The sequence below is a fragment of the Geobacillus sp. LEMMY01 genome (assembly GCF_002042905.1).
Classification (GTDB): domain Bacteria; phylum Bacillota; class Bacilli; order Bacillales; family Anoxybacillaceae; genus Geobacillus; species Geobacillus proteiniphilus.
The window spans coordinates 13,085-29,786 of record NZ_MVKA01000016.1 but is presented as its reverse complement, the minus strand read 5'-3'; the positions used below and the strand labels follow the sequence as shown (position 1 = coordinate 29,786).

Annotated in this window: 15 protein-coding genes and 1 riboswitch; of the genes, 13 read left to right on the top strand and 2 right to left on the bottom strand. The window is 51.8% G+C overall.

Annotation, left to right across the window (positions count from 1 at the left end; translation table 11 throughout):
• Positions 1 to 4 precede the first annotated feature (4 nt).
• Positions 5 to 1,936, bottom strand: a complete 1,932-nt coding sequence (ltaS, locus tag B1A75_RS09325) for a lipoteichoic acid synthase (RefSeq protein WP_176202400.1) — start codon at positions 1,934 to 1,936, stop codon at positions 5 to 7.
• Positions 1,937 to 2,386: 450 nt separating this feature from the next.
• Here ltaS and B1A75_RS09320 point away from each other — a divergent pair, with 450 nt between their 5' ends.
• The 7 genes from B1A75_RS09320 to B1A75_RS09295 all read left to right on the top strand — a co-directional run bounded on the left by B1A75_RS09320 (position 2,387) and on the right by B1A75_RS09295 (position 8,953).
• Complete coding sequence (locus tag B1A75_RS09320; protein WP_074044174.1) at positions 2,387 to 3,724, top strand: TrkH family potassium uptake protein; 1,338 nt, start codon at positions 2,387 to 2,389, stop codon at positions 3,722 to 3,724.
• A 129-nt stretch (positions 3,725 to 3,853) separates the two neighbouring features.
• Positions 3,854 to 3,994: riboswitch (cyclic di-AMP (ydaO/yuaA leader) on the top strand.
• A 159-nt stretch (positions 3,995 to 4,153) separates the two neighbouring features.
• Positions 4,154 to 4,594: an APC family permease gene (locus tag B1A75_RS20765; protein ID WP_254866617.1), complete on the top strand. Its 441-nt coding sequence runs from the start codon at positions 4,154 to 4,156 to the stop codon at positions 4,592 to 4,594.
• The gene (locus B1A75_RS20760) at positions 4,591 to 4,824 is read left to right on the top strand and encodes a hypothetical protein (RefSeq protein ID WP_074044172.1); all 234 of its coding nucleotides are present in this window, start codon (positions 4,591 to 4,593) and stop codon (positions 4,822 to 4,824) included. Before B1A75_RS20765 ends, B1A75_RS20760 begins: the two co-directional genes overlap by 4 nt.
• 107 nt (positions 4,825 to 4,931) lie before the next feature.
• A complete protein-coding gene (ytaF, locus tag B1A75_RS09310) occupies positions 4,932 to 5,570 on the top strand; it encodes a sporulation membrane protein YtaF (protein ID WP_079936092.1) in 639 nt (212 codons plus the stop codon).
• Between the two features lie 66 nt (positions 5,571 to 5,636).
• Complete coding sequence (locus tag B1A75_RS09305; protein WP_079936091.1) at positions 5,637 to 6,620, top strand: sporulation protein; 984 nt, start codon at positions 5,637 to 5,639, stop codon at positions 6,618 to 6,620.
• A 373-nt stretch (positions 6,621 to 6,993) separates the two neighbouring features.
• Positions 6,994 to 7,938 (top strand): ROK family protein, encoded by a 945-nt coding sequence (locus B1A75_RS09300; protein WP_074044170.1) that lies wholly within the window; start codon positions 6,994 to 6,996, stop codon positions 7,936 to 7,938.
• Between the two features lie 193 nt (positions 7,939 to 8,131).
• The gene (locus tag B1A75_RS09295) at positions 8,132 to 8,953 is read left to right on the top strand and encodes an undecaprenyl-diphosphate phosphatase (RefSeq protein WP_079936090.1); all 822 of its coding nucleotides are present in this window, start codon (positions 8,132 to 8,134) and stop codon (positions 8,951 to 8,953) included.
• Positions 8,954 to 9,278: 325 nt separating this feature from the next.
• Here B1A75_RS09295 and B1A75_RS09285 read toward each other — a convergent pair whose 3' ends face one another.
• Positions 9,279 to 10,352, bottom strand: a complete 1,074-nt coding sequence (locus tag B1A75_RS09285; RefSeq protein ID WP_079936088.1) for an undecaprenyldiphospho-muramoylpentapeptide beta-N-acetylglucosaminyltransferase — start codon at positions 10,350 to 10,352, stop codon at positions 9,279 to 9,281.
• A gap of 273 nt (positions 10,353 to 10,625) precedes the next feature.
• Here B1A75_RS09285 and B1A75_RS09280 point away from each other — a divergent pair, with 273 nt between their 5' ends.
• The 6 genes from B1A75_RS09280 (at position 10,626) to B1A75_RS09255 (ending at position 16,651) form a co-directional block, all read left to right on the top strand.
• Positions 10,626 to 11,354, top strand: a complete 729-nt coding sequence (locus B1A75_RS09280; protein WP_013144037.1) for a polysaccharide deacetylase family protein — start codon at positions 10,626 to 10,628, stop codon at positions 11,352 to 11,354.
• A 10-nt stretch (positions 11,355 to 11,364) separates the two neighbouring features.
• A complete protein-coding gene (locus B1A75_RS09275; RefSeq protein WP_074044167.1) occupies positions 11,365 to 11,961 on the top strand; it encodes a DedA family protein in 597 nt (198 codons plus the stop codon).
• Positions 11,962 to 11,973: 12 nt separating this feature from the next.
• Positions 11,974 to 13,116, top strand: a complete 1,143-nt coding sequence (locus B1A75_RS09270) for an MGDG synthase family glycosyltransferase (protein WP_074044166.1) — start codon at positions 11,974 to 11,976, stop codon at positions 13,114 to 13,116.
• 253 nt (positions 13,117 to 13,369) lie between these two features.
• Positions 13,370 to 14,473, top strand: a complete 1,104-nt coding sequence (locus B1A75_RS09265; protein WP_074044165.1) for a D-alanine--D-alanine ligase — start codon at positions 13,370 to 13,372, stop codon at positions 14,471 to 14,473.
• 6 nt (positions 14,474 to 14,479) lie between these two features.
• Positions 14,480 to 15,856, top strand: a complete 1,377-nt coding sequence (locus B1A75_RS09260) for a UDP-N-acetylmuramoyl-tripeptide--D-alanyl-D-alanine ligase (RefSeq protein ID WP_074044164.1) — start codon at positions 14,480 to 14,482, stop codon at positions 15,854 to 15,856.
• 72 nt (positions 15,857 to 15,928) lie between these two features.
• Positions 15,929 to 16,651 (top strand): alpha/beta hydrolase, encoded by a 723-nt coding sequence (locus B1A75_RS09255; RefSeq protein ID WP_074044163.1) that lies wholly within the window; start codon positions 15,929 to 15,931, stop codon positions 16,649 to 16,651.
• The last annotated feature ends 51 nt before the right edge of the window (positions 16,652 to 16,702 follow it).

Sequence of the window (16,702 nt, the reverse complement as noted above, 5' to 3'; positions counted from 1 at the left end):
GCGATCATTGATCGCTTCCCTCTTCGCGGTTATTATAATCATATTTCGACGGATCGACCGGCTTGAAGCCTTTCGGGGTGTAGAATCGAAGCAAGTCGCCGTAAACGACTTTATCGGATAGGTCGAGCTTCGTGCGAACGATTTGTTCAAGGCGCTTGATTTCTGGCGTTTCTTCAAGCGGTTCGCCTGTTTTCGTGTCATAGTACTTGCCGTTGACCGCTGTCACCTTCGGCGTGACAAAGTCGCCGTTGCGGAACGGGATGATTTCTTGATGATCCGGTGACAGCAAATCCGTTCCAAAATGGACGTAATTTTTTGTATCAATGCCAAGCAAGTGCAACACGGTTGGCAACAAGTCGATTTGGCCGCCAAACTCGTGAATGACACCGCCTTTGACGCCCGGCACGTGGATGAACAGCGGCACCCGTTGCAATTGCGCATGTTCATACGGCGTAATTTCTTTTCCTAAAATTTGCGCCATGGCCTTGTTATGGTTTTCCGAGATGCCGTAATGGTCGCCGTACAAAATGATGACCGAGCGGTCGTACAGACCCGATTTTTTCAAGTAGTCAAAGAACTCTTTCACCGCTTCGTCCAAATAGCGTGCCGTTTGGAAATAACGGTCGACCGAGCCGTCGCCTGTCGTCGCCGGCGGGATCGTCGCATCTTCCTCGCTGATCGGGTACGGGAAGTGGTTCGACAGTGTAATAAATTTCACATAGAACGGTTCTTTCAATGTTTCTAATAGCGGGATCGACTCCCGGAAGAACGGTTTGTCTTTCAGCCCGTAGTTCAAGACGTCCTCGTCGTTCATGTCATAGTAGCTGGCGTCAAAGAAATGGTCAAAGCCGAACGACTTGTAAATTTCGTCGCGGTTCCAGAACGTTTTGTAGTTGCCGTGGAAGACGGCGCTTGTATAGCCGTATTGGTGCAAAATGGCCGGAGCCGCATGGTATGTGTTTTGTCCTTTCGTCGTAAAGACAGCGCCTTGCGGCAAACCAAACAGCGAGTTTTCGAGCATAAACTCCGCGTCCGATGTTTTCCCCTGTCCTGTTTGATGGAAGAAGTTATCGAAATAGAACGTATTCGGATCGCGGGTGAGCGAGTTTAAGAACGGGGTGACTTCTTCACCGTTCAACTTATAGTTAATCACAAAGTTTTGCAACGACTCTAAATGAATGTAAATGACGTTTTTCCCTTTCGCCACGCCGAAATATTTCGGATTCGGTTTGGCATATGTCGCCTGTACATGGTTCAGCACGGTTGTGATGTCGCTTTTGTTCGCGAACGCCCGCTGCGTTGACGATTTCATGCTTTGGATCGCGTCATAAATCAAATAGTTGTACACGCCTAAATATTTCACGATGTAGTTGCGGTCAAACGTTCTTGTCAAGAGCTGCGGACGGTCGGCCTCAGCGAGCGCCAAGTTGATGCTGAACATAAGAATGGCCGAAGCGAAAATGGCGCCTTTTTTGAATCGGCCGGCCTGCACTTCCGGGAGCGAGAATCGCTTCGAGAAAACGATCACCGCCAAAATGATCGTATCCAAGAAATAGAACACGTCATACCAGCGGAGCAACTCCCAAATGCTTCTGCCGAGATCGCCGAAGTTTTTCGTTTGCGTCAACGTCGGGAATGTAATAAAATCGCTGAAAAAACGATAATAAACGATATTGGCGTATAGAATGAACGATAAAACGAAATTAATAATAATGAGCCATTTGTATACGCGCGTTTCCTTGGCCAGCAGCGCCAACCCAAGGAAGAATACCGCCGAGCTGATCGGGTTGATGAACAATAAAAACTCCTGCATGGAGTTGCTGACGCCAAGGTTAAATTCCGCCAAATAGGCGGCATAAGTCTTTGACCAAAACAAGAGCACGGCAAAAATAAAAAAGCCAATGTATTGGTTAGGGAGAGAACGACATTTCTTCATCCATTTTTCCCCAATTGCCTTCACGTCCTCTTCTCCTCCTTTGTCCCGTATTCTTAACGATGCTTCTATGTTTATATCAACAGACGTTGCCCACAGCAACAAACGTTTTATTCTTACATGATTTTACATCGGAACGTCTCCATGTCAAGTAGCATAATACGTCTGTTGCCAAAAGTCAATGGAATGTTTTTATGGGACTGGTGCAAGCCCCCTTCCGCGCTTCAATGCCTTTGTGGTCCCCAGTCGGATTGCCATTCATATAGACGAACGGAGACGGAAAAGGTTTCAATGCATCCACATTCTTGAAGTCGGTGGCCATGCCCTTTATCCATTTTTATGATGAAAATTGTTTAGAGTACCCGAACAAGCTTATTTTTGGTATATTTTTTCTATGCATCATCCACAACTATAAAGAGGCGATTATGTGAGCGAGGGGGAAGGGATGGGGCTTTGAATACAAACCGTAAATTTTTCGATCCGCCGAAAGTATTAGTGTCCGGCTTTGCCTTGATTATTTTGGTTGGAGCTTTCTTGCTGATGCTGCCGATGGCGACCGTTGACGGGAAAGGACTTCCGTTTTTAGACGCCTTGTTTACAGCGACGTCTGCTACGTGCGTGACCGGACTTGTTGTGGTTGATACGGGGACGACGTTCACGTTGTTCGGTCAGCTCGTCATTTTAGCGCTGATCCAAGTGGGCGGGCTTGGATTTATGACATTTGCTACGTTGTTTGCCTTTTTGCTCGGCAAGCGGATTTCCTTGAAAGAGCGGTTGTTGCTGCAAGAGGCGCTCAATCAGCTGAGCATCGAAGGGATTGTTCGGCTCGTGAAACGCATTCTCGTTTTTACCGTCGTCATTGAGGGCATCGGCGGATTGCTGTTGGCGATTCGTTTCTCGTTCGATATGCCGTTTTGGAAGGCCGTTTACTTTGGGTTCTTTCATGCGATTTCCAACTTTAACAACGCCGGTTTCGATCTAATGGGCGAGTTTCGCAGTTTGACCGGCTATGTGGAAGATCCGGTCGTGAGCCTTGTCGTGCCGATTTTAATTATACTGGGCGGGATCGGATTTATTGTCATGAATGAAGTGTATGAGTACCGGCAAACACGGCGGTTGTCTCTTCATACGAAGGTGGTGGTCATCACGACGGCATGGCTGGTGTTTGCCAGCATGGCGCTGATATTGCTGCTGGAGTGGAACAATCCGAAGACGATGGGGCCGCTGTCGCTCTCAGGCAAGTTTTTGTCCGCGTTTTACCAAGCGGTCACTCCGAGAACGGCGGGCTCGAATACGCTTAACATCCCGGATTTGACGCAACCGACGTTGTTTTTGATCGTTTTTCTCATGTTTGTCGGCGCTTCCCCGGGTTCGACGGGCGGAGGAATCAAAACAACGACATTTACGACCCTGCTCGGCGCGGTTTGGTCGCAAATCCGCGGGAAGGAAGACGTCATTTTGTTCCGCAAACGAATCGTCTACGATACAGTATACAAGTCGCTGACCGTGACGATGAGCGGATTGTTTGTCGTCATGTTTGTGACGATGGTGTTGACGATTACCGAGCGCGGAAAAGACTTTTTAATGATTTTATTTGAAGCGACATCCGCGTTTGGGACGGTTGGACTATCGATGGGGTTGACCCCGGACTTGTCCCCGCTCGGCAAGGTAATCATCGCCCTAACGATGTTTGCCGGCCGCGTCGGCCCGCTGACGATCGCCTATGCGGTCACGCTGCGCCGTCAACCCGATCCGTTCCGTTATCCGAAAGGGAAGATCATGATCGGATAGAACAAAGCGAGAAAAGAGGATGAGCATATAGGCTGTCCATCGTGAAAAACGGCAAAAAAGCGGGGGAAATCGTCATTTTTTTCGCCTTTTCCTCGATTTACAACAAATATAGCGAGGAGTAATAATCTTAAGAGGTGTGCGCTGAATCTGGCATGGAGCGGGGGACCCGATTTGGCAGCGTCTGCTGTCTTGGGGTGAATCCGATCAGGAAGGGCATCTCTCCAAGCCCGAACCCGACAGCTAACCTCGCAAGCGCTTTGGGGAGGGACGAGTATGGCCTTAGAACATTTGTAGCCGTTGAGTGCGTCCTCAGCGGTTTTTTTCTTTTGAGTCGATGAGTCAACTCTTATGCTTTTGGGAGAAACGGAAGCATGGCTTCGTTAAAACGTTTGTTGATTGGGAAACCGATGGAAACGAAACAGTTGAAACATGAAAAATTGCCCAAATGGAAGGCATTGGCCGTTTTTTTCTTCCGATGCCCTGTCATCGGTGGCTTACGCGACGGAAGAAATTTTGCTTGTGCTTGCTTTATTAGGGACCAGCGTCTTTTTCTACTCGCTGCCGATCGCTGTGGCGATTTTAGTATTGCTCTTGTTAGTGACGTTGTCGTATCGGCAAATTATTTACGCGTTTCCGTCTGGAGGCGGGGCGTATGTTGTCGCCCGAGACCATTTGGGGACGAAAATCAGTTTAGTGGCTGGGGCGGCGCTCATGATCGATTTTCCGGCGTCAGCAAAGTGGTCGCGCAATCCGTTCAGTACGCTCGCAGCATTTCCGATGACATTACGGCACTGTCGGTTATTTTCGACGAAAAAGACGAACAAAAGCTGCGGCAAAAGTGGGAGAAGTTTTATCCGGACATTCCGTTGAAAGTCATCTATTCACCGTACCGAGCCATTTTGTCGCCATTGTTAGAATACATCACGAAAGCGGAAAAAGAAGCAGACCGCGCGCCGGTGACGGTGCTCTTGCCTCAATTTATCGTGAAAAAATGGTGGCATACATTTTTGCATAACCAAACAGCAATCATCTTGCGCTTTTTCTTGATCATGAAAAAAGATGTCGTCATTGCGACGTTGCCGTATCATTTGCGGGAATAATGTCGAGAAAAGGGAAAACATTTCCCCGGAAATCGATGCGTGTCGAATGGCAAGAAAGTCCCCTCTCCGTACGAAATTGCATATCGTACGGCAGAGGGGGAATGAAGATGTGGTTATGGGTATCCATGATTTTGTTGGCTTTCAGCGTAAGCGTGGATAGTTTGAGTGTAGGGATCACCTATGGAATGGGGGGCGTCCGTTTTTCCTTCTTTTCGTTGGCGCTCATCGCGTTCATGTCTGGAGCAGTGGTGTTTGCGTCAATGAACATCGGCCGTCTGTTGGCGCTTTTTTTGCCGTTGCAAGTCGAGCGAGGGCTTGCTTCAGTCATTCTCATTGCGCTTGGCGGTTGGGCGATTTATAACGTCTATAAGCCAAAGGGAGACGGAAGCGATTCCTCTATGGAATCTGATGGAACCGGGGAGGCCAACAGATTCAGCGGCGCTGTTCAAGTATTGAAACGGCCTGAACTTGGGGATCTTGATCGTTCAGGCACGATCAGCCAAAAAGAAGCGGTGTTGATCGGGCTTGCCCTGTCGATGGATGCGTTTGGCGCCGGGATCAGTTCGTCGCTTTTGCATTTTCCTCCGCTTTCGTTTGCCCTGTTGGTTGGCGTGTTTAATCTCGTGTTCATCCGAGTTGGCTTATCGTTGGGGTACATGGTGTCGAAAACGGGAATCATGAAAAAAGCGACAATGCTGCCTGGGGTTGTGTTGATCGTCCTAGGGTTCATCAAATTATTCCGTTGACACCATTTTGGCTGCTGGTTCGTAATTCATGTGAGGAACATGTTGATGAAAAAGGAGAGAGGTCCGATGTGGAAAAAGTTTTTGTCTAAATTCGGCATTGGAGCTGCGAAAGTGGATCTCGTACTGCATCGTCCCCATGTGCGCCTTGGGGAGACATTGGGAGGGGAATTTTGTCTGGAAGGAGGGACGGTGGCCCAGCAGATCCGCAAACTAGAAGTGGTGCTCGAACTTGAAGTGCAGGCCGATGGCAAGGCATACCGCCGCACTGTGGCTGTCATCCCGGTGGCTTCTTCGTTTACCATTCAGCCCGGCGAGCGGAAAATGCTGCCGTTTTCGTACGCGTTGCCGCTCCATTTGCCGATCAGCCGCCCAACGGTCCGTTATACGTTCGTCACCCGGTTGGATATCGCTGATGGGGCGGATGCATATGACCAAGACGGCATTCACATTTTGCCGCCGACGGCCTTGGAGCAAGTGTTTTCCGCTTTGGCAGCCCTGGGATTCCGGGAGAAAGCGACATCCGGAAGCATTACGCCGCATGGCCAGGAATTTTCGTTCTTCCCGACGAGCGAATTTCAAGGGATCGTCCAAGAAGTAGAGTTTTTTGCCCTCGTCGAGGGAGAAGGGGTGCGTTTGTATATGGAGGTGGACGTCCGACACGGCTTTGGCGGGGAACGCGAAATGAAACGGGAGCTGTTTATCACTCGCGAACAGCTTCGCGATTCGGCGACGGCAGCCCGTCTGCTTCGAGAAGCCATCGAAGAGGCGGTGCAGGCGGCCGGGGCGTTCGGCCAGCTGAGCGGGCATCCGTTGGCAACGCCGCATTCGCCTATCTATAGCCATCCAGTTGGCCATTATCCACCCGTCCATCATTCGCACCATGGTGGACATGGGTTGGCTGGTGCCATTGGTGGGTTTGCGGCTGGGATGCTGGCGGGAATGGTGGCGGAAGAGTTGCTTGATGATGTGATCGATGATGTCGCTGACGGGTTGGACGTGGATGATTGGTTTGAGGGCGGCGATGGGTTTGACGGCGGGGATCTGTTGTAACAGTGGCTGAAGAAGGCGTTTCGCTTTTCGCGGGACGCCTTTTTTGCTGGTGCAGGAAGCTCGGACAATGGTGACCGTTTCCTTTTGGCAGGCATATACAGTAAATAGAAATGAACCAATGAAAAACAAGGGGAGAACGTGATCCATATGCATGGACAGATCCTTCACAACGACGTCCGCAACGCGCAAAAAGCGTTGTCGATGGGATATGAAAGATAACAGAAACGAGCCGCTCCCGCCAAGTGGAGCGGCCTCTTTCATTGCGGCGGGGAGGAGCGGACGGGCCGGCGGCGAATACATTAAAAGCGGAGAAACAGCTAAGCCTAATGGAGCTAGAAGAGAGGAAAGATAAAAAATGAAGGAGGCGTCATCGGTGCGCTACTATATCGTTTTTGATATTGGCGGCACATATGTCAAACATGCCGTCATGAACGAACACGGCGATTTGATCGAAAAGGGACGTTACCGTTCGGAGCGGCATGATTTCCATATATTTCGGGAAGATCTGCTTCGGGTCGTCCGCCAGGCGCAGGCGAACTATGAACTTTCCGGCATCGCGATCAGTTCCGCAGGAAGCGTTGACAGCGATCTTGGCATCATCGGCGGAAGCAGCGCATTGCCGTGCATTCACGGCCCAAACTTTAAAGAAGTATTCGGCGGGGCGACGGGCCTGCCGGTAGAACTGGAGAATGACGCGAACTGCGCGGCGCTCGGTGAATTATGGAAAGGAGCGGGGCGGCACTGTCGCGACATCGCCTTTGTCATTGTCGGCACCGGTATTGGCGGAGCGATCGTGAAAGACGGGCGCATCCATAAAGGGGCGCATTTGCACGGCGGAGAATTTGGTTATATGTTGATGGATGTCCGTTACACAAACGGAAACATTGAATGCAAAACATGGAGCGAACTGGCGGCGACAAGTGCGCTGATCCGGATGGCGGCTGAGGAAAAGGGGATACCGGAGAGGGAGCTGGACGGAGAAAAAGTATTTGCGTTGGCCGAGAGCGGCGATGAAACCGCGCGAAAGGCCATTGACCGGTTTTATTTTTCATTGGCCCAAGGGATTTTTAACTTGCAGTACGCATACGACCCGGAAAAAATCATTTTGGGGGGAGCCATTAGCAGCCGCCCCGATTTCGTCAACGAAATCAACAAGCGGCTTTCGGTGTTATTGTCGCTCGTTCCAATTGCCAAAGTCCAGCCGGTGGTGGAGACGTGCCAGTTCAAAAACGACGCGAACTTGCTCGGCGCCTTGTATCATTACTTGCAGCGGCGCGGGGAGTTAGGGGAAGCGTCCGGCCCGTCCGCGTCCCGTTGAGGGATCAACACCATTCGGATGGATCCGCACCGTCCTTTGTGCGAACAAAGCGGCCATCCAAAAAAGTGTGGGTAGTAGAAACGAATGATTTGTAGTACAATAGAGCAGGCGCGGCCCAAAGAGCGAGGTGTTATTCCGCTCGCTTGGCCCATATGTATAAAAAAGACGACCTCGCGCAGAAAGGATGGAACGAATGCACTGGATAGAATTGTGGAAGGCCATCATTTTGGGAATGGTCGAAGGGCTGACCGAGTTCGCCCCTGTTTCCTCGACCGGCCATATGATTATTGTCGACGATCTTTGGCTGAAATCCACAGAGTTTTTAGGCAAGTACGCGGCGAATACATTTAAAGTCGTCATTCAGCTCGGCTCGATTTTAGCCGCTGTGGTCGTGTTTAAAGACCGATTTCTCGACTTGCTTGGCGTTCGCGGCCGCCATCCGGGCGGACATCCGCGGCTGACGCTCATTCACGTCATCATTGGCCTGCTGCCGGCTGGGGTGCTCGGCGTCTTGTTTGAAGATTACATCGATGAACATTTGTTTTCGACAAAAACGGTGCTGATCGGCCTTGTGCTCGGCGCGTTGTTGATGATCGCCGCCGACAAATTCGCCAAAAAAGCAGCGCGGGCGCAGACGGTCGACCAAATTACGTACAAGCAGGCGTTTTTTGTTGGTTTGATGCAATGTTTATCCTTGTGGCCCGGCTTTTCCCGCTCCGGCTCGACGATCTCTGGCGGGGTGCTTGTCGGCATGAGCCATCGCGCCGCCGCCGATTTCACGTTCATTATGGCCGTTCCGATCATGGCTGGGGCGAGCGGGCTGTCGCTGTTGAAAAACTGGCAATACGTCACCGCCGCCGATATCCCGTTTTTCATCGCCGGGTTTTTGAGCGCCTTTGTCTTCGCCTTGCTCGCGATCCGCTTTTTCCTTGAGCTCATCAACCGCATCCGCCTCGTGCCGTTTGCGGTGTACCGGATCGTGCTGGCTGTTGTCATTTACTTCTTATACTTCTAATCATGCCGCCTGGCGGATTCGTTCCGTCGGGCGGTTTTCCTTTGGCCGGTGGAGGATGGAGGGGGTAAATGAAAAATAGATGGTTTCCGCAATAAAATTTTGCAAAATATACAGGTTTTTTTATTGGAAAGGGTGGCCGAACGATTGTGCTGACGAGCCATCAGTGGGATGATATCGACATCCTGTGCGACCATGTGTTTCGGATATCAACCGTTACCAGCTTGGGGCGGTGTAAAGAAGAAAAGGCTCATTATGCGGTGATGAAAATAAAACGAGGCGATGCCGAAGAACGGCCACGGTTGGCCGCATCAGGCATCGCCTGTTTTTACAAACGGGCGGTGTCTTGAATGATCGCAAGCAGCGTTTGCAGCGGATCGCTCGCGCCAGCTTTATCCATATTTTTTCGGTAACGGTCTTTTTGGTCGTACAGGCGGCGAATGGCGGCTTGCAGCGATTCGTTCGTCAAGTCCTCTTCCATCAGCACTTCCGCATAGCCTGCTTTTTCAAACGAACGGGCGTTTAAGATTTGGTCGCCGCGGCTTGCCGCTTTCGAGAGCGGGATGAGCAGCATCGGCTTGCGCAGGGCGAGCAGTTCGAAAATGGCGTTCGCCCCGGCGCGGGAGACGACGATGTCGGCCAAGGCGAGTAAGTGGGGCAGCTCTTCGTTGACGTATTCGAACTGTTTGTATCCTTTTTGGCCTGCGAGGCTTGGGTCGATGTTCCCTTTGCCGCAAATGTGGATGATGTCAAATTCGGCAAGAAGCGTCGATAGGTTGGCGCGCAAGGCGTCGTTAATTTTTTTCGAGCCTAAGCTGCCGCCCATCGCCAGCAAGACCGGTTTTTTTCCGTCGAACTGGCACATCTTCCTCCCTTGTGCGGCGTTGCCATCCTTCAACTCTTCGCGGACGACGGCGCCGACGTAGACGGCTTTATCGGCGTTGACGTATTGCTTCGTTTCCGGAAAGGTGAGGCAGATTTTTGTCGCAAACGGCATGGCGATTTTGTTTGCAAGCCCCGGGGTTAAGTCAGATTCATGGATAATCGACGGCACACCGTTCAGCCAAGCGCCGAGAATGACGGGAACGGAGACGAATCCGCCTTTTGAGAAGACGACGTCCGGTTTTTCTTTTTGGATAAGGCGGTACGCCTGCCAAACGCCTTTCAACACGTGAAACGGATCTTTAAAGTTTTTCCAGTCAAAATAGCGGCGCAGTTTTCCGGTCGAAACCGAATAGTATGGGACGCCGTCGATGCGGCCGATAATCTCCCGTTCAATCCCTTGATGAGATCCGATGTAAACGATATCCCATCCAAGCTCTTTCAATTTCGGGATGAGGGCGACGTTGACCATCACGTGGCCGGCTGTGCCGCCGCCGGTTAAGATGATTTTTTTTCGCAATGCGGATCACCTGTCTTTTTTTAATCGCTCGTGTATCGTTATGTATTATAGCAGATTCCACCTAGCTTCGGGAGGAAACCAAGCGGTGGCGCTTTTCGTATAGTAAGAAAACTGGACGGTCTGCATGAAATTTTCATGATTTTCTTTTCGATTTCTCATTTGTTTGTTATATGATAAAACATCTACAGCGTGATGATCTCGAATATAGAAAGTTCATTTTTCTATTTTCAGAGAGAAGAAATATTGGTAAAGTACAATCAAGAGGTGAATGCCATGTGGGCTTGGCTGTTCGTTTGTTTCATTGTGGGAATTGCCATTTATGGGATTGTACCGACGATCATCATTCGCAAAAAGCGGGTGCGTTTGTTTCGGGAGGGAACGGCATCCGATTGTCTGGCGCTGACGTTTGATGACGGCCCCGACCCGTATTATACGCCAAAGTTGCTTGATTTATTAAAGAAATATGGCGTGAAGGCGACGTTTTTCGTTGTCGGCCGCAAAGTCGAGCGCTATCCGGATATTGTGCGGCGGATGGCCGAAGAAGGCCATGAAATTGGGATTCATAATTACCGCCACATCAGCAATTGGCTGTTGCCGCCGCTTTGGTTGGATTGGGGGGTGCGCCGCGCCGCCGCGGCGATTGAGCGGGCGACGGGCCAACGCCCGGTGTATTACCGCCCGCCGTGGGGGCATTTTAACGCTTGGACGCCGATCGTGCAAAAGCGGTATACAACGGTGTTATGGTCGCATATTCTTGGCGATTGGAACGAAAAAATTGGTACAATGGAATTGTTCCGCCGCTTGCGTTCGTCCATACGCGGCGGGGCGGTGATTGTGCTTCATGACAATGGGGATGCGTTAGGTGCTGACAAACGCGCGCCAGAGCAAATGTTGTCAGCGCTCGAGCTGCTGTTTAAGGATGAAGCAGCGAAAAAGATGCGTTGGGTGACGATTACGGAACTGAGAAATGTGCAAACTAATACACAAATCTCGGCGATGTAGTGGGGGAGCTATGGATACAAGCGTATGGTTGCCGTATGTCCAGTCATATGGATATGTGATGCTGTTTTTATTTTTGTTTTGCGGCATTGTCGGCATTCCGGCGCCGGAGGAAAGCTTGCTCTTTTTTGTCGGCGTGATGGTTGCCAAGGAGCAGTTGCTGCTTGGACCGTCGCTCGCTTCATGCTGGGGCGGGGCGATGGCCGGCATGGTGACGGCATACGGCGCCGGCCGGTGGTGGGGGGCGCCGTTTGTGCAAAAGTACGGCAAGTGCGTCGGAATTACGGCTGAACGTTGGGAGCGGGCTCGCCGCTGGTTTGGCCGCTATGGCAAATGGGGGATTTTGTTCGGCTGCTATGCTCCCGGGGTGCGGCAAATTTGCCCGTATATGGCGGGAGTGAGCCGGTTTCCGTTCGGGCCGTTTTTGTTGCTGTCGGCGCTTGGAACGGCAGGTTGGGCAGTTCCGTTGACCGCGGCGGGGCTTTGGCTCGGCCAGCGCATCCATATCCCCCTGATTTCTTTTCCGCTTGCCGGTTTGGCGTTGTTTTTGCTTTTTTTGCTTGCGGCATGGGTTGGGCAGCGGAGGCGCAAAAAATCTTTCGAAAGCTAAAGGGTGCGATCGATGATGAAAGTATTGTTTTTGCCGCTGTTTCAAATGAATACGGGACACCATAAAGTAGCCGATACGTTGATGGATTTTTTGCGCCGCCAGTTTCCGGCGGTCGAAAGCAAAAAGATCGATTTTTTGAGCTATTGCAATGAACTGATGGAAAAAATGGTGTCAGAGGCCTACTTGCGCTGGATTCGCTCGCATCCTGCTTCGTACCACCGTGTGTACAAAACGCTGATGTACCAAGAGCCGCCCCGGTTTGAGTTCATTTCGTTTGAGCCATGGCTGCCTTATTTTGAAAGCAAAATGAAAAAGATGGTGGAAGAAGAACAGCCGGATTTAATCGTCTGCACCCATTCGTTTCCGTCGCGCATTTTGCAGCGGCTGAAGCGAAAACGGGTGCTGACGGTTCCAGTTGTCAATGTCTACACCGACTTTTTTATGAACAGCATCTGGGGGAAACGGTTTATTGACTATCATTTTGTTCCCCATCAAGAGGCGAAATGGGAGCTGATCACGAAGTACGGGGTTGACAAAGGACGCATCATCGTCACTGGCATCCCAGTGCACGATGTGTTTATGAATCGGTCGGAAGCGAGACGCAAGCGGCAGCCTGCTCATGTGCTTGTCGCCGGTGGAAACCAAGGGCTTGGCAATATGATGGCGTTTTTGCGGGCGGCCCGCACGTCAACGTTGTTCCGCTATTCGGTGCTGTGCGGCGCCAATCGCCAGCTGTACGAGGAAATTGCCAGCTGGCGGCTGTCTCATATTCGGCCGCTTCCATACATCGCTGACCCGGAAGAGATGAATCGGCTGTATGAAGAGGCGGATGCCGTCATTACGAAACCAGGCGGGGTGACGGTCAGCGAGTTGCTTCATAAGCGCATTCCGATTTTTACGATCGATTGCTTGCCCGGGCAGGAGCGCATCAATTTGCAATATTTACAGCAAAACGGTCTCATTTATCATTTGGCCGGGCCAGAAAGCGGCGAGCAGCACATGCTTCGCTTGTTGATGGATGACGTGGAGAAAAACCGGTTTTTCCGCCGTGTGTCCGATTATTTTGCCGGCGTGGAAAAAACGGGGCAAGAAGCGCTCGCCGAAGTGGTAGCGGCCATGCCGCAACGCATGGTTTGGCGCGTGTTGCATCCGTAGCGACAGAAGGTGTCCCAAAACGGTCGGGACACCTTTTCTTATTCCTGTATATACGCATAAAACAACTGCTGGAAAACGATATGTTGTGCTTTGTTGAAAGAAGAACCACCTTTGGAGACAGCCTCACTTTTTTGTGCCTTATCGCTTATGGGGGGTGGCGAAACAACCTGCATCGTACATATAAAATATCAGACCGTTGGGCGCGAAACGTGTTACAATAGGAACGATGGCCAAGGAAAGAGGAGGAACGATGATGAAAACGAGAGTTGGCGTGTTATACGGCGGCAAATCACCGGAGCACCAAGTATCGTTGTCGACGGCGATGGCGGTGATGAACGCCATTGATCCTCATAAATTCGATGTCATTCCGATTTACATTACACCGAAAGGTCAATGGATCAAGGGCGAACAGCTGACCGGACCGATCGAGGAAATCAAGCAGCTGCAATTCACTTCGGCGGCGACCGCCTTGATTCCGGTTTCCTTGAACCAAGCTCCGGCTGCCGATTCGGCTGCGGAAGGAAACGAGGAAACGATCGATGTCATTTTCCCGCTTTTGCATGGGCCGAACGGCGAAGACGGAACGGTGCAAGGGTTGCTTGAGATATTGAACATTCCGTATGTCGGCAACGGGGTGCTTGCTTCCGCGGTCGGCATGGATAAGGTGATTATGAAAAACTTGTTTGCGCAGGCCGGGTTGCGCCAAGCAAAATATATCGCCGTGACGAAGTACGATTGGCAAAAAAGCGGCGAGACGGTGTATGACCGGATCGAACGAGAGCTTGGCTACCCGTGCTTTGTCAAGCCAGCCAACGCGGGTTCGAGCGTCGGCATTTCCAAATGCAAACAGCGCGGCGATTTAAAAGCCGCATTTATCGAGGCATTTAAGTATGATCGGAAAATTATTATTGAAGAGGCGATCGTCGGCCGCGAAATTGAAATCGGCGTGATAGGAAATGACGAGCCGATTTGTTCGGTCGTTGGCGAAATTGTGCCCAAAAAGGAATTTTACGACTATGAAGCGAAATACGAAGACGGGCAAACCGAATTGATCATCCCGGCGGACGTAACGAAAGAACAGTATGAGACGATCAAACAAATGGCCATTACGGCGTTTCAGGCGCTGGATTTGTCTGGACTCGCGCGCGTCGATTTTTTCCTCGCCGAAGATGGCGCGGTTTATATCAACGAAGTGAACACGATGCCAGGCTTTACGCCATACAGCATGTTCCCGCTTCTTTGGCAACACAGCGGCGTGCCGTACCCGGAGCTGATTGAACGGCTTATCGCGCTCGCATTGGAACGGCATCAAGAAAAGCAGACGATCACGTACACGTTCGAAAAGGAAAAGAGGTGAGAGTGGATGATCAAACGGACGGTGCGGCAAATCGCCGAAATGGCTGACGGGCGGTGCCTAAAGCCGGAGTGGGAGAATATTGCCGTTAGCGGTGTGTCAACCGACACAAGGACGATCCAAGCTGGCAACTTGTACGTTCCGTTGCTTGGAGCGACATTTAACGGCCATGCCTTCGTGAAAGAGGCGATGCAAAAAGGCGCCGCTGCTGCGCTATGGGCGGAAAGGGAAGGAACACCGCCAGAAGGCGTGCCAGTGGTCGTTGTGGATGATACGCTTTCGGCGTTGCAACGGCTCGCCGCCCGCTACCGTGAGCAGCTCGGGATGAAAGTTGTCGGCGTCACCGGCAGCAACGGCAAAACGACGACGAAAGATATGATTGCCGCGTTGTTGGCGACCAACTACCGCGTGCAAAAAACAGAAGGGAACTTCAACAACCATATCGGTGTGCCGTTGACGCTTCTTTCGCTTGACGAAGGGACGGAGATGGCCGTTGTCGAAATGGGGATGAGCGGGTTTGGCGAAATCGAGCGGCTGACCATGATCGCCCGTCCGGACGCAGCGGTCATCACGAATATCGGAGAAGCACACTTGCAGGAGCTCGGGTCGCGGGAAGGCATCGCAAAGGCGAAGCTTGAAATTTTAGCCGGTTTGCACCATGATGGTTTATTCGTCTACCACGGCGATGAGCCGCTCTTGACGGAGCGCGTGCCGAAGTTGCCGCTTCCCCGCCATGTCGTGACGTTCGGGGCGGGCGAACAGAACGATTACTATCCGACCGATGTGCGCATTGAAGCGGGAGGAACATCGTTTGTCATCAATGCGCTCCCCGGCCGGACGCTGTTTATGCCGGTATTAGGCAAGCATCATGTGTACAACGCACTCGCCGCCATCGCGGTTGCTCGTTTTTTCGGCATCGGTTGGGAAGACATTGATGCGGCCCTCTCCCGCCTGCAAGTGACGCGCATGCGCACGGAAGTCGTCAAAACAAAGTGCGGCTTTACGGTCATTAACGATGCTTACAACGCCAGTCCGACATCGATGCGCGCCGCTTTGACGCTGCTTGGGGAATTGGGCGGCTACCGGCAAAAAATCGCCGTATTGGGCGATATGTTAGAGCTTGGTGACGAAGAAGTGGCGTTTCATCGAGAGATCGGGGAGGTGTTGCGGCCGGGAATGGTGGACTATGTGTTCACTTACGGGCCGCTGGCGCACCATATCGCCGCGGCGGCTGCCCCATTTTTTGATGATGGGCGGGTGAGGGCGTTCGACGATAAAGCAGCGTTGGCCGAGGCCGTGCGTTCCGTCGCGTCTCCGGAGGACATCGTCTTATTGAAAGCATCGCGCGGCATGAAATTGGAAGAGTTGCTTCGATATTGGGTGTAACATCAAGCAACCCGAGAGAAACGAAAAGCGGCGTCACGGGCGCCGCTTTTCACTCGGGCGGAGGTGGGGATGATGATCGGCTGTTTATGCATTCACGGGTTTACTGGAAGTCCGGAAGAAGTGGCGCCGCTGGCCGATTATTTGCGGGAGCGGACCGATTGGATGATCGAAACGCCGACCTTGCCGGGCCACGGAAGCGAACTGCGGCTGAAAGGAATTGCATACGACCAATGGATCGCGGCGGCGGAACAAGCGTTTTTAGCGCTCCATCGCCGTTGCAGTGTGGTGTATGTCATTGGGTTTTCAATGGGTGGAGTGATCGCCGTCTACTTGGCGGAAAAATACCCGGTCGCCAAACTCGTGCTGCTAAGCGCTGCGTTTTACTATGTCAACCCGCGCCAATTATGGCGCGACATCCGCGAGATGTTTGCCAATGGATGGAAAGGAGCGCGGGAGCACCCACTGTTTCTCCGCTATCGAAACAAAATGATGGCGACCCCGTTTTCAGCTGTCAGGGAGTTTCGCAAACTCGTTCGCGATGTGCGTCCCCGACTTCCGCGCGTCGCGGCGCCCGCGCTCATTGTGCAAGGAGAAAAAGATGGGATCGTGCCGCTAAAAAGCGCCTACTATTTATATGAACGAATCGGTTCGTCAGAAAAAAAGCTGTTGTTTTTGCCGAATTCGTACCACCACGTCTGCCATAGCACGGATCGCCACGTTTTGTTTGCCGAGGTGGAAACATTTTTGCGCGCTGCCCACGCCCATCATTGCAAATCACCGCATAACATGGTATGATAACTGTCAAACCTTTCTCTCGGATAAAGGGACGATTTTTTATAAGGAGTT

Bases quoted from the DNA above. Each gene is read 5' to 3' on its own strand.
- ltaS (WP_176202400.1), bottom strand. From the start codon at position 1,936: ATGAAGAAATGTCGTTCTCTCCCTAACCAATACATTGGCTTTTTTATT.
- B1A75_RS20765 (WP_254866617.1), top strand. From the start codon at position 4,154: ATGAAAAATTGCCCAAATGGAAGGCATTGGCCGTTTTTTTCTTCCGAT.
- ytaF (WP_079936092.1), top strand. From the start codon at position 4,932: ATGTGGTTATGGGTATCCATGATTTTGTTGGCTTTCAGCGTAAGCGTG.
- B1A75_RS09305 (WP_079936091.1), top strand. From the start codon at position 5,637: ATGTGGAAAAAGTTTTTGTCTAAATTCGGCATTGGAGCTGCGAAAGTG.
- B1A75_RS09295 (WP_079936090.1), top strand. From the start codon at position 8,132: ATGCACTGGATAGAATTGTGGAAGGCCATCATTTTGGGAATGGTCGAA.
- B1A75_RS09280 (WP_013144037.1), top strand. From the start codon at position 10,626: ATGTGGGCTTGGCTGTTCGTTTGTTTCATTGTGGGAATTGCCATTTAT.
- B1A75_RS09275 (WP_074044167.1), top strand. From the start codon at position 11,365: ATGGATACAAGCGTATGGTTGCCGTATGTCCAGTCATATGGATATGTG.
- B1A75_RS09270 (WP_074044166.1), top strand. From the start codon at position 11,974: ATGATGAAAGTATTGTTTTTGCCGCTGTTTCAAATGAATACGGGACAC.
- B1A75_RS09265 (WP_074044165.1), top strand. From the start codon at position 13,370: ATGAAAACGAGAGTTGGCGTGTTATACGGCGGCAAATCACCGGAGCAC.
- B1A75_RS09260 (WP_074044164.1), top strand. From the start codon at position 14,480: ATGATCAAACGGACGGTGCGGCAAATCGCCGAAATGGCTGACGGGCGG.
- B1A75_RS09255 (WP_074044163.1), top strand. From the start codon at position 15,929: ATGATCGGCTGTTTATGCATTCACGGGTTTACTGGAAGTCCGGAAGAA.